General features: G+C 74.7%; 13 protein-coding genes and 1 tRNA gene. 11 read left to right on the top strand and 3 right to left on the bottom strand.

The features are described 5' to 3' along the window. The first annotated feature begins 114 nt into the window (after positions 1 to 114). From EDC50_RS07475 to EDC50_RS07450, 6 genes are all read left to right on the top strand, one after another. The gene (locus EDC50_RS07475) at positions 115 to 1470 is read left to right on the top strand and encodes a Gfo/Idh/MocA family protein (RefSeq protein ID WP_123769868.1); all 1356 of its coding nucleotides are present in this window, start codon (positions 115 to 117) and stop codon (positions 1468 to 1470) included. 112 nt (positions 1471 to 1582) lie between these two features. Next, positions 1583 to 2593 (top strand): tRNA dihydrouridine(20/20a) synthase DusA, encoded by a 1011-nt coding sequence (gene dusA / locus EDC50_RS07470; protein WP_123769867.1) that lies wholly within the window; start codon positions 1583 to 1585, stop codon positions 2591 to 2593. Then, a complete protein-coding gene (locus EDC50_RS07465) occupies positions 2590 to 3501 on the top strand; it encodes an arginine deiminase-related protein (protein ID WP_123769866.1) in 912 nt (303 codons plus the stop codon). Before dusA ends, EDC50_RS07465 begins: the two co-directional genes overlap by 4 nt. A gap of 149 nt (positions 3502 to 3650) precedes the next feature. Then, on the top strand, positions 3651 to 4004 hold the full coding sequence (locus tag EDC50_RS07460) for a hypothetical protein (RefSeq protein ID WP_242002973.1): 354 nt from the start codon (positions 3651 to 3653) through the stop codon (positions 4002 to 4004). Between the two features lie 66 nt (positions 4005 to 4070). Continuing rightward, complete coding sequence (locus EDC50_RS07455; protein WP_123769865.1) at positions 4071 to 4754, top strand: response regulator transcription factor; 684 nt, start codon at positions 4071 to 4073, stop codon at positions 4752 to 4754. Positions 4755 to 4989: 235 nt separating this feature from the next. Continuing rightward, positions 4990 to 6390: an ATP-binding protein gene (locus EDC50_RS07450; protein WP_242002974.1), complete on the top strand. Its 1401-nt coding sequence runs from the start codon at positions 4990 to 4992 to the stop codon at positions 6388 to 6390. A 44-nt stretch (positions 6391 to 6434) separates the two neighbouring features. Here EDC50_RS07450 and EDC50_RS07445 read toward each other — a convergent pair whose 3' ends face one another. The 3 genes from EDC50_RS07445 to EDC50_RS07435 form a co-directional block, all read right to left on the bottom strand. Further along, a complete protein-coding gene (locus EDC50_RS07445) occupies positions 6435 to 7202 on the bottom strand; it encodes a M90 family metallopeptidase (RefSeq protein WP_123769864.1) in 768 nt (255 codons plus the stop codon). 21 nt (positions 7203 to 7223) lie between these two features. Further along, positions 7224 to 7727 (bottom strand): pyrimidine dimer DNA glycosylase/endonuclease V, encoded by a 504-nt coding sequence (locus EDC50_RS07440; protein WP_199742068.1) that lies wholly within the window; start codon positions 7725 to 7727, stop codon positions 7224 to 7226. 107 nt (positions 7728 to 7834) lie between these two features. After that, positions 7835 to 8095 (bottom strand): hypothetical protein, encoded by a 261-nt coding sequence (locus EDC50_RS07435; RefSeq protein WP_123769863.1) that lies wholly within the window; start codon positions 8093 to 8095, stop codon positions 7835 to 7837. Positions 8096 to 8329: 234 nt separating this feature from the next. Here EDC50_RS07435 and birA point away from each other — a divergent pair, with 234 nt between their 5' ends. The 5 genes from birA to EDC50_RS07410 all read left to right on the top strand — a co-directional run bounded on the left by birA (position 8330) and on the right by EDC50_RS07410 (position 11714). Next, on the top strand, positions 8330 to 9328 hold the full coding sequence (birA, locus tag EDC50_RS07430; RefSeq protein ID WP_123769862.1) for a bifunctional biotin--[acetyl-CoA-carboxylase] ligase/biotin operon repressor BirA: 999 nt from the start codon (positions 8330 to 8332) through the stop codon (positions 9326 to 9328). Beyond that, positions 9325 to 10068 carry a type III pantothenate kinase gene (locus EDC50_RS07425; protein WP_123769861.1) on the top strand — a complete coding sequence of 248 codons (744 nt, stop codon included), beginning with the start codon at positions 9325 to 9327 and terminating at the stop codon, positions 10066 to 10068. The genes birA and EDC50_RS07425 overlap by 4 nt, the downstream gene beginning before the upstream one ends. A 302-nt stretch (positions 10069 to 10370) precedes the next feature. Further along, positions 10371 to 11084: an SPOR domain-containing protein gene (locus EDC50_RS07420; RefSeq protein ID WP_123769860.1), complete on the top strand. Its 714-nt coding sequence runs from the start codon at positions 10371 to 10373 to the stop codon at positions 11082 to 11084. Positions 11085 to 11265: 181 nt separating this feature from the next. Beyond that, a tRNA-Thr gene (locus tag EDC50_RS07415) sits at positions 11266 to 11341 on the top strand. A 151-nt stretch (positions 11342 to 11492) separates the two neighbouring features. Further along, entirely contained in the window at positions 11493 to 11714 is a 222-nt protein-coding gene (locus EDC50_RS07410) for a hypothetical protein (RefSeq protein ID WP_123769859.1), read from the top strand. Positions 11715 to 11831 lie beyond the last annotated feature (117 nt).

Here is an 11831-nt window from a genome sequence, read left to right as displayed (position 1 = left end):
TTCCATCGGCCTGATCCGATGGCCTGTTCCAAAGACCGGTCCTGAGGACCGCGTTCCGAAGAGCCGACCGCGCCGGCGTCCACCGGCGCGGTTCCACGAGGAGAGATCTGTTTCATGAAGCGTAGGGACTTCCTTCTTGCCGGCGCGGCCCTGGGCGCCAGCGTGCTGCTGCCGTCGACCCCGGCCCGGGCGGCGCGGCGGCGGGTGCGCCTGGGCATGATCGGCACCGGCATGCGCGGCCAGGTGCTGCTGCGCGAACTGCTGCGCCGCGACGACGTCGAGGTGGTCGCGCTGTGCGACGTCGAGCCGATCATGCTCAAGCGCGCGCTGGACATGGCCGCGAAGGCCGGCAAGCCGGCGCCGAAGGCCTACGGCGAGGACGGCGACGTCCATGCCTACCGCCGCCTGCTGCAGCAGCGCGGCCTGGACGGCGTGATCATCGCCACGCCGTGGGAATGGCACGCGCCGATGGCGATCGAAGCGATGCAGGCCAAGGTCGCGGTCGGTTGCGAGGTGGTCGCCGGCATCACCCTGCAGGACCACTGGGACGTGCTCGAGACCCAGCTGCGCACCGGCACCCCGTACATGCTGCTGGAGAACGTCTGCTACCGCCGCGACGTGATGGCGGCGCTGCAGATGGTCCGCGCCGGCCTGTTCGGCGAGCTGGTGCACCTGCAGGCCGGCTACCAGCACGACCTGCGCGCGGTGAAGTTCAACTCCGGCGACCCGGACGAACCCTACGGCAGCGGCGTCGAGTTCGGTCCCAAGGCCTGGTCGGAGGCGCGCTGGCGCACCGAGCACTCGGTGCGGCGCAACGGCGAGCTGTACCCCAGCCACGGCATCGGCCCCTGCGCGATGTACACCGGGATCAACCGCGGCAACCGCTTCACCCACATCAACGCCTTCGCCAGCAAGGCGCGCGGCCTGCACGAATACACCGTGGCCAAGAGCGGCGGCACCGTCCATCCGAGCACGCGGGTGCAGTTCAAGCTCGGCGACGTGGTCACCACCACCCTGGCTTGCGCCAACGGCGAGACCATCCTGCTGCAGCACGACACCTCGTTGCCGCGGCCGTACTCGCTGGGCTTCCGGGTGCAGGGCACCCGGGGCTTGTGGATGGACGTGAACCGCTCGATCCACATCGAAGGCCGCAGCCCGCCGCACGCGTGGGAGCCGTTCCAGGCCTACCAGGACCAGTTCGACCATCCGTTGTGGCGCAAGTACGCCGCGCAGGCCGAGGGCGCCGGCCACGGCGGCATGGACTACTTCGTGATCCACGCCTTCGTCGAGGCGCTGAAGGCGCAGGCGCCGATGCCGATCGACATCTACGACGCGGTGACCTGGAGCGCGATCACGCCGCTGTCGGAGCAGTCGATCGCCGAGGGCTACAGGACCCTGGAGTTCCCCGACTTCACCCGCGGCCTGTGGCGCTCGCGCAAGCCGATCTTCGCTTTCGACGCGAGCTACTGAGCGCGCGCCGGCCGCCGGCCAGCGTCGCCGGCCGGCGACCCGGCCGGGCGGACCGCGCCGGAACCGCGGGCGCGGCGGCCCCCGGCGCGCGCGGCGCCGTACAATCGCGCGGATGAACCCCGCTTTCCCGATCCCGCCGGCGCAGCTGCGCCTGTCCGTCGCGCCGATGATGGACTGGACCGACACCCACTGCCGGGTGTTCCACCGCCTGCTGGCGCCGCACGCGCGGCTGTACACCGAGATGGTGCACGCCAACGCGGTGATCCACGGCGACCGCGGCCGGTTGCTGGCGATGGATCCGGTCGAGCATCCGGTGGCGCTGCAGCTCGGCGGCAGCGAGCCGGAACTGCTGGCGCAGGCGGCCCGGATCGGCGCCGAGCACGGCTTCGACGAGATCAACCTCAACTGCGGCTGCCCGTCGGACCGGGTCCAGGCCGGGCGCTTCGGCGCCTGCCTGATGCGCGAGCCGCAACTGGTGGCCGACAGCGTCGCGGCGATGATCGCCGCGGTCCCGGCCTCGGTGCCGGTGACGGTCAAGTGCCGCCTCGGGGTCGACGACGACCACGACTGGGACCGCTTCCGCGGCTTCATCGATACGGTCGCCGCGGCCGGCTGCGGCATGTTCGTGATCCACGCGCGCAACGCCTGGCTGCAGGGGCTGAGCCCGAAGGAGAACCGCGAGATCCCGCCGCTGCGCTACGACTGGGCCTACCGGCTCAAGCGCGAGCGGCCGGACCTGCAGGTGGTCGTCAATGGCGGCATCGCCACGCCGGAGGAAGCCGCGCAGCACCTGCGGCACGCCGACGGCGCGATGCTCGGCCGCGCCGCGTACCACGACCCGTACCTGCTGCACCGGCTCGACGTGGCCTGGTTCGGCGGCGAGCTGCGCAGCCGCGGCGAGCTGCTGCGCGGCCTGCGTCCGTACGTGGAGGCGCAGCTCGCGCGCGGGGTCTACCTCAAGCACATCGCCCGCCACCTGCTCGGGCTGTTCGCCGGCGAGCGCGGCGGGCGCGCGTTCCGGCAGGTGCTGAGCGAGGGCGCGCACAAGCCCGGCGCGGACTGGGCGCTGGTCGAGCGCGCGCTGGCGCTGACCGGGCCGGACGCGCGGGCCGACGCGGCGTGATCACCCGCGACCCCGGCCGTTTCCTCGCGTACGCCCGCGGCGTGCCCGCGGATCCCGGCCGCGCGACGGCGCGCGCCGCGTTCCTGGTGGCGCCCGAGGGGTTCCGCCGCGCCGAGCAGTCGGCGCAGGACAACCGCTACATGGCCGCGGACGAGGCCTTCGACGGCGAGCGCGCCGCACGCCAGCACCGTGCGCTGCATCGGGCGCTGGCGCGCACGTTGCCGACTGTCTGCTTCGCCGGCGATGCCGACACGCCCGACGCGGTGTATCCGAACAACGTCTTCGCCACCGCGCCCGGGCGCTACCTCGTCGGCCGCATGCGCCACCCGGTGCGCCAGCGCGAGGCGGTGCGCGCCGACATCCGCGGCTTCTTCCGCGACGTGCTCGGCTATGCGGAGATCGACCTGTCGGCGCAGCCGCACCCGTGCGAGCTGACCGGCGCGCTGGTGATCGACCGCGCCCGCGGGCTCGGCTTCTGCGGCCTGTCCGAGCGCTGCGATGAAGCCGGCGCGCGGCTGATGCACGACGCCTTCGGCCTGCGCGCGACCCTGCTGTTCGACCTCGCGCCGGGCGAGTACCACGCCAACGTCGTGCTGGCGGTGCTGGCCGGCCGCGCCGCGCTGGTCTGCGCCGACGGTTTCGCCGATGCGGCCGCGGCCGAGGCGATCGCCGCGTTGTACGCGCCGCACGCGCTGCGCCTCGACCCGGCCGAGAAGGCGGCCTTCGCCGGCAACGCCATCGCGCTGTCGGCCGACGCGGTGTGGATGAGCGCCGCGGCTGCCGCGGCGCTGCGGCCGGGCCGGCGCGAGGCCCTCGCCGCGGCCGGGTTCGCGCTGCAGGCGGTCGAGCTGGACGCGATCGAGGCCGGCGGCGGCTCGTTGCGCTGCTGCGTCGGCGAGATCTACTGAGCGCCGGCCGCTGCCGGGGGCCGGGCCCGGGCCTGAATCGCGGCCCGTTCGTGAAGGAAAAGTTCAGACCGGATTCACCGCGCCGTTTCGAGAATGCAGCTTCGTCCCCGCACGCCCGCCGCATTGTTGCGCCCGCTCGACGCCAGGCCATGAAGATCCGACTCCGCCCGCTCCTGTTGCTGCTGCCGGCCGTGCTTGCGGCCGCGTCCGCGGGCGCGTCGGCGCAGTCGCGCGGGCAAGGGCGCGGCGGCGAATGGCGCGGCCCGCCGGTGATGCGCGCCGGCCATGCGCGCGGCGAGGAGCACCGCGCCCTGGCCGATTCGGTGCGCCGGATCGAACGCCGCACCGGCGGCCAGGTGCTCAGCGCCGAGCGGGTGCCGTACGATGGGCGCGACGTGAACCGGGTCAAGGTGGTCGATTCCAGCGGCCGCGTCCGCATCTACATGGACGATCCGCAGGCGCGCGACCGCGCCGGCGACCGTACACGCGCCGACGACGATTGACCCGTCACCCTTCCGGAGCCGATGCTCCGGATGCCGCGCCGATAGACGACTGACATTGGAGTCCCCATGCGAATTCTGCTGGTCGAAGACGAAGCCCCGCTGCGCGAGACCCTGGCGGCCCGCCTGAAGCGCGAAGGTTTCGCCGTCGATGCCGCACAGGACGGCGAAGAAGGCCTGTACATGGGGCGCGAGGTGCCCTTCGACCTGGGCATCATCGACCTGGGCCTGCCGAAGATGTCGGGCATGGAGCTGATCAAGGCGCTGCGCGACGAGGGCAAGAAGTTCCCGGTGCTGATCCTCACCGCGCGCTCGAGCTGGCAGGACAAGGTCGAGGGCCTGAAGCAGGGCGCCGACGACTACCTGGTCAAGCCGTTCCACATCGAGGAACTGCTGGCGCGGCTCAACGCGCTGGTGCGGCGCGCCGCGGGCTGGAGCAAGCCCACGCTCGAATGCGGCCCGGTCACCCTCGACCTGGCGGCGCAGACGGTCAGCGTCAACGGCCAGAACGTCGACCTGACCAGCTACGAGTACAAGGTGCTCGAGTACCTGATGATGCACGCCGGCGAGCTGGTCTCGAAGGCGGACCTGACCGAGCACATCTACCAGCAGGACTTCGACCGCGACTCCAACGTGCTCGAGGTCTTCATCGGCCGGCTGCGCAAGAAGCTCGACCCGGAAGGCACGCTCAAGCCGATCGAGACCGTGCGCGGCCGCGGCTACCGCTTCGCGATTCCGCGCAGCGGCGAGTAAGCCCGCCTTCCCCCGCCCTCTGCCGCGCGCGCGGGAGAGGGCCGGGTGGACGCCGCCGAGGGCCAAGGGAGCCGAATGCCCGACCCGCGATTCCGCCAGCGACGCGACGGCGCGATGCGCCGCGGGCGTTCATGCGCGGCGTCCTCGGCGCCGCCGCCGCGCGCTGCGGCGCCGCGCCCCGTAAGCTGATGGCGATGCCGCTCGTCCACGCCACCGGCCCGGCCGGCCCCCGCCGATGAGGAACTGGGCCCGGCCGCGTTCGCTGCAGGCCCGCCAGCTGATGGCGGCCAGCCTCGGCCTGCTCGCGTTCCTGGCCCTGGCCGGCTATGCGCTGGACCGCGCCTTCCTCGAGACCGCCGAGGCCAACCTGCAGCAGCGCCTGCGCAGCTACGCGCTGGCCTACGTCGCCGGCAGCGACTTCGCCCGTAACGGCGAGTTCATCCCGCCCTACGAGGCGGTCGATCCGCGTTTCGAGCGCCCCGGCAGCGGCCTCTACGCCGAGGTGATCCTGCCCAACGGCCACTGGGATTCGCCGTCCGCGCGCGGGCCGCAGCTGCCGGCCGGGCGGATGCTCGAACCGAACGAGGAACTGTTCGAAGGCCCGCTGCCGATCACCGAGATCAACGGCAAGCCGGGAGAGGCCTATCGCTACGGCCGCGGGCTGATCTGGAGCATCGAGGAGAACGACAAGGCCGAGTTCCCGTACACGATCTACATCCTCGAGGACACCACCGCGCTGAGCCGCCAGGTCAGCGTGTTCCGCCAGGCGCTGTGGCGCTACCTCGGCGGCGCCGGGCTGATCCTGCTGCTGTTGCAGGCCTTGATCCTGCGCTGGAGCCTGCGTCCGCTCAAGCGCGTGGTCGACGAGCTCAAGCGGGTGCAGCGCGGCCAGGCCACCCGCATGAGCGGACGCCACCCGCGCGAGCTGGAACCGCTGACCGAAAGCATCAACGCCTTCATCGAGAGCGAGCGCGAGAACCTGGACCGGCAGCGCAACACCCTGGCCGACCTCGCCCACAGCCTGAAGACGCCGCTGGCGGTGCTGCGCGCGCGCGTCGACGAGGGCGCGCCCGGGCCGGAACTGCGCGAGGAGGTCGACATCCAGGTGCGGCGCATGAACGACCTGGTGTCGTACCAGCTCGCGCGCGCGGCGCGCTCCGGGCACGTGCTGTTCGCCGCGCCGCTGGCGATCGAGCCGTACGCCGACCAGATCGTGCGCAGCCTGGAGAAGATCTACGCCGCCAAGGGCGTGCTGTGCGAGTTCGAGATCGACCCGGAAGCGCGCTTCTACGGCGAGGCCGGCGACCTGCAGGAAGTGCTCGGCAATCTGCTGGAGAACGCGTTCAAGTGGGCCCGCGCGCGCGTGCTGCTGACGGTGAAGCAGGGCGAGACCGCGCCGAACCGCCGCCCCGGGCTGTTGCTGGCGGTGGACGACGACGGCCCCGGTGTGCCCGAGGCCAAGCTCGACCTGATCCTGCAGCGCGGCGTGCGCGGCGACGAGCGCGTGCAGGGCCACGGCATCGGCCTGGCCACGGTGCAGGACGTCGTGCGCGCCTACCGCGGCTCCCTCGATGTCGGCCGCTCGGAGGAACTGGGCGGCGCGCGCTTCGAGGTCAGGCTGCCGCCGGGGCTTTGACGGCAGCGCGCACCCGCTCCCCGCGCCTCTTCATCCGTTCCTCTTCACCCGGGCCGGCCGAACACCGGCGGGCCGTACAGCCGCCGCAGATGCTCCGCCACCGCGGGCATGGCCGCGCGCAGCGCGTCCGGATTGCTGAAGTGGTACTCGGTGACCACGGCGAAGAACTCTTCCGGGGCCTCCGCGGCGTAGCCGTCGATCGCGGTCTCCGCGCCGGCGTCCACCTGCTCGGCGAGGGCGTCGTAGGCGGCCTGGAAGTCGCGCGCCCAGCGCTTCTGCCATTCGCGCGGCAGCGGCGGGGTGCCGTCGAGCACGCCGTCGAGCGCGTCGAGCTTGTGCGCGATCTCGTGTGCGGCCACGCAGAAGCCGGCGCGCGGGTCCTCGCAGTCGGCGCTGACGTCGGCCCAGGACAGGATCACCGGGCCCTGTTCCCAGGCCTCGCCGATCAGCTCGTCCTCCCACTCGTGCAGCACCCCGGCGGCGTCGACGTGGCTGCGGTTCACCCGGAACGCGTCCGGGTAGACGATCAGCTGCGACCAGCCGCGCAGGCCCTCGGCGCCGAATTCCAGCAGCGGCAGGCAGCACAGCGCCGCGAGCGTGCAACGCTGCACGTCGTCGAGGACGAGGCCGCCGACCGGGCTGATCGTCTTCTCGTGCAACAAGCGCGCGGCCAGGGTGCGCAGGCGCGCCTCGCGGGCGCGGTCCAGCGCCGGCAGCCACGGCACGCGCGCACGCGCGGCCAGCCAGGTGCTTTCCGGGATCGCGGGCGGCGCGGGGCGCCGGAAAAGTCCGAGGAGGCGGTTTACGGGCATCGACGGCGGGGCGTGGTCGGATCACTGCGGGCGGCTGCGGCCATGCCCTTCGGAATGCGGTGGTGTCGAACCGGGGGAGGCGGGGGCGGGCGCCGGGTGCGGCCGCTCCCACGCGGCCACCGGTCCGGGCCGCGGCCGGAACAGCGGGTGGCAGGCCGGCGCCGCCAGGCCATGCCAGCGCGCCAGCACGGCCGGGCTGCGCATCGCCAGCTTGCGCTGCAGATGCGCCCATTCGTACGCCAGCTGGCCGGTGCCGACCGCGATCGGCGGCACCGCGCGGACCGGCCCGACCTTGGCGCGGTCGAAATCATAGCCGCGCCTCGCCGCTTCGTCGTGCACCGCCGCCAGGTAAGCGTTGATCGCCAGGCGCGGCCGCGGATGCGCCCGGAAGCGCTCCAGCTGCGGATGCCGGGTGTAGCCGCGCGTGTCGCCGCGCAGCACCGCCCGGGCCAGCAGCGCTTCGCGCCACAGGGCCACCAGGCCTTGGGGATCCAGATACTGCGGATGCAGCGACCACAAACGCATGGGCGCGGCTCAGCCGAGCTTCCGCCGGCGCGCCGGCGGGCCGTCCGGGGGCGGGGTCACGGCCGCGATCGAGGGAGCGGACAGGACGCAGGCGCCGGCCGCCAGGCTCAGCGGAACATGCCCGGCAGGAAGCTGTGCCAGCGCGGCGACTGCAGGCGATTGCCGCCGCCGTCGCCGGACAGGCTGGGCTTGCCGCTCTTGCTCGGGCGCGCGCCGCCGCTGGCATGGTCCGCATCGCTGCGCGCGCCGGCGCGTTCGTTCGCCGCGTCGGCGCAGCCGTCGCCGTTGGGCGAGCTGCGCTTGACCTCGCCGGCGACCACGGTCGCGCTGGCGATGGCGATCAGCAGACTCAGGCAGATCCGGAGCATGGCGTCCTCGCTGGGGCCCGGCCCTGCCGCTGCCGGGAACTGCCGGACTATAGCGCGAAAAGGCCGCTGCCGCGCGGCGGGCGGGTATGGCATCGGAACCGCTCCCTGTGGCCGGAGCCCGGCGGCGCCGGCCGCCGGGCGGCGAGCCGGAGGGCTCGCGCATAATCTACGGATGCGCCGCGCCCCCGATCCGTTGCAATCCGCCGTCCGCCCGGGCCGCCCGGAGCCGGGCCGATGAGCGACGACCGGGCCCTGCTGCAGCGCCTGATCGAAGGCCCGGCCACCGGCGACACGCTGGCCCGCGCCAGCGGCCAGACCCGGGCCGCGATCTGGAAGCGGATCGAGGCGCTGCGCGAAGCCGGGGTGGCGATCGAGGCCCGCGCCGGGCGCGGCTACGCGCTCGCCCAGCCGCTCGATCTGCTCGATGCCGCGGCGATCCACGCCGCGCTGCCGCCGGGCGCGCGGGCGGCGCTGGCCGGGCTCGAGGCCGCCTGGAGCCTGGATTCGACCAACAGCGAGCTGCTGCGCCGGCCCACGCCGGAGCGCGGCGCGCTGGCGCTGCTGGCCGAACGCCAGACCGGCGGCCGCGGCCGCCGCGGCCGTGCCTGGGCCTCGCCGTTGGCCGCGCACCTGTACCTGTCGGTGGCGCGCCAGTTCGGCGGCGGGCTGGCGCGGCTGGGCGGGCTCAGCCTGGTCGCCGGCGTCGCCGCGGCCGAGGCGGTGCGCGAGCTCGGCTTCGCGGCGCGGCTGAAGTGGCCGAACGACCTGGTGGTCGGCACCGGCGCGGAGCTGCGCAAGCTCGGCGGGGTGCTGGTGGAGGGCGGCGGCGAGCACGCCGGGCCGGCGCGCGCGGTGATCGGCCTCGGCCTCAACGTGCGCATGCCGCCGGCGCAGGCCGCGCGGATCGACCAGCCGTGGGCCGATCTCGCCGGCCTGGCCGCGCCGCAGCCGCCGCCTGCGCGCAACGCGGTGGCCGCGGCGGTGCTGGCGCGGTTGCTGCCGGCGCTGGAGCTGTTCGACGCCGAGGGCCTGGCGCCGTTCCGCGAACGCTACGCCGCGCTCGACGCGCTGGCCGGGCAAGTCGTGCGAGTGCAGGGCGCGGACGCGGCCTGGTCCGGCCGCGCGCTCGGCCTGGCCGAGGACGGCGCGCTGCGCGTGCGCCTGGACGGCGGCGGCGAGCGCCGCTTCCATTCCGGCGAGGTCAGCGTGCGCGCGGCGGGGGCCGCGGCATGAGCGCCTGGCTGTTCGACCTGGGCAACACCCGGCTCAAGTGCGCGCCGCTGCGCGAGGACGGCGCTCCCGGCGAGGCCGTGGCCCTGCCGCACCGGCGCGAGGACGCGGCCGCGGCGCTGGCGCAGGTGCTGCCGGCGCGTTTCGAGGTCGCCTACCTGGCCAGCGTCGCCGACCCGGCGCTGCGCCTGGCCGTGCTCGAGGCCCTCGGCGCGCGTTGCCGGCGGATCGCGATCGCCCGCACCCAGGCACGCTTCGGCGCGCTGCGCGTCGCCTACGCGCAGCCGCGCCGGCTCGGCGTCGACCGTTTCCTGGCCCTGCTCGCCGCGCACGCGCGCGGCGGCGCGGCGCTGGTGTGCGGGGTCGGCACCGCGCTGACCGTCGACCTGCTCGATGGCGACGGCCTGCATCGCGGCGGCCGCATCGCGCCTTCGCCGGCGACGATGCGCGAGGCGCTGCATGCGCGCGCGCCGCAACTGCCGGACACCGGCGGCGCCTACCGCGAGTTCGCCGCCGACACGGACGACGCGCTCGCCTCCGGCTGCGAGGGCGCGGCGCTGGCGCTGATCGAGCGCAGCCGGGCCGCCGCGACCGAACTGCTCGGCCGTGCGCCGCCGCTGCTGTTGCACGGCGGCGGCGCCGCGGCCCTGGCGGCGCATCTGCCCGACGCGATCGAGATCCCGGGGCTGGTGCTGGACGGACTCGCCCGCTGGGCCGCGGTCGAGCGCGCGGCGGGCGGCTGACCGGCACGCGCGGCGCCGCGCCTTCGCTTCGCGGGTCCTGGCGGTTCGCAGCGGGCCCTCTCCCGGGGAACAGGCGACGGGCCGCGCCGCAGGCGCCCGTGGCCCGTCGCGGTCCGGGACGGGAACGACGCGGCCGCGCCGCCGTCGACGCACGGCGCCGCCGCGGCCCGGCGAACGCGTACCACGTGGCGCATCGACGCACAAACGGCGTCGGCGCCGCGTACGCGCACGCCATCGCGGGCGCTGCCGCGCGCGGATGCGCCGCCTACTCAGAACCGGCCGCCAGCCCCTAGAATCGCCCGATGCTCGCGCGCGCGCTCGTCGTCCTGCTGGTCGTGCTCAATCTCGGCGCCGCCCTGTGGTGGGCGCTGCGCGCGCCGCCGTCGCCGCCGCCGGCGTTCGAACCGCCACCGGGCGTGGCGCGGCTGCGATTGCTCGACCAGGCGCCGGTGCCCGTGCGGCAAACCGCGGCCGCAGCGCCCGCTGCCGCCTCGGCGTCCTCGCCGGCCACCCCCGCCGCGCCGGCCGCATCCGAAGCCGCGCCCGCCGCCGCCGAGCGTTGTTACCGCTTCGGCCCCTTCGCCGGCGTCGAAGCGGCGCAAGCCGCCCGCGTGCTGCTGCAGCCGGTGGTGCGGCGCGCGCGTGCGCGCGAGGACACGGCCGGCGGCGCGCGCGGCTGGCGCGTGTTCCTGCCGCCGGCCGCCGACGCCCAGGCCGCGCAGGCGACCGCGCAGCGCATCGCCGCCGCCGGCTTCGACGACTACTACGTGATCCGCGACGGCGCGGAGGCCAACGCGATCGCGCTCGGCCGCTACCGCAACGAGGACGGCGCGCGCCGGCGCGCGCAGGCGCTGGTCGCGGCGGGCTTCCCGGCCCGGGTCGAGGCGCTGGGCGGACGCAGCCGCGTCTGGCTCGACGTCGCCGCCCAGGCCGGCTTCGACCCGGCCAAGGCCGGCGCCGCGGTCGCCGCGCCGTTCCGCCGCATCGACTGCGCCCCCGCATCCGGGACGGGCTGATTGACCGCGGCCCTCCCCGCGGAAACGGGCTCCCGCGGCTTCGAACGGGTCCGAAGGCCGCGGATCGCGTGTCTTCGGCCGCCCGCACGCGCCTTGGCTTTCGCCGCAATGGCGAGCGAACCCCGGGGTGTCCAGGCCTTCGCTGACGCGTGCGTCGGCCCGCCGGTTAGAATGGGCGCGCGCCGGTATAGCTCAGCTGGTAGAGCAACCGCCTTGTAAGCGGTAGGTCGTCAGTTCGATTCTGACTGCCGGCACCACGCAGCGCGCGCCTCCCCGTTCCGCTCGCCCCATGGCGAGCCCGCCGCCGGCGACCGATCGCGTCGCGCGCGATGTCGAACGCCGCGATGCCGGCGCCAGGCCTGCGCCGCCTTCATGCGCACGCGGCGCCGCCGGGTGCAGAATCGGGCCATGCGCACCTGGGAAGACGTGAAGGCCACGCTGTCGGAACTGCGCGACGACGTGCCGCGGATGCTCCGCGAGCACCCCGACCGCAGCGGGTTCTACGAGGCGTTTTCCCGCGCGGCCGACCGCATCCTCGGCGAGGTGCCGGCGCATCTGTACGAGTCGGCGGTCGCCGAGGTGTCCGCGATCCTCCACGACTTCGAAGTCGCCGACGACGGACAGGATTAGCCGCCGCGCGTGAAGCGCGCCGAGCCGCTCGCGCGGAGCGAGGCTCGGCACCGGGGCAGCGGGGCGCCTCGCGGCAGCCGGGGCCGCGGCCGCATCGCTGCGCGTGGGCCGACGACC

Source organism: Vulcaniibacterium tengchongense (assembly GCF_003814555.1).
Lineage (GTDB): Bacteria > Pseudomonadota > Gammaproteobacteria > Xanthomonadales > Xanthomonadaceae > Vulcaniibacterium > Vulcaniibacterium tengchongense.
Note: the sequence above shows the minus strand (reverse complement) of the source record. Positions and strands in the feature narration are given on the sequence as shown.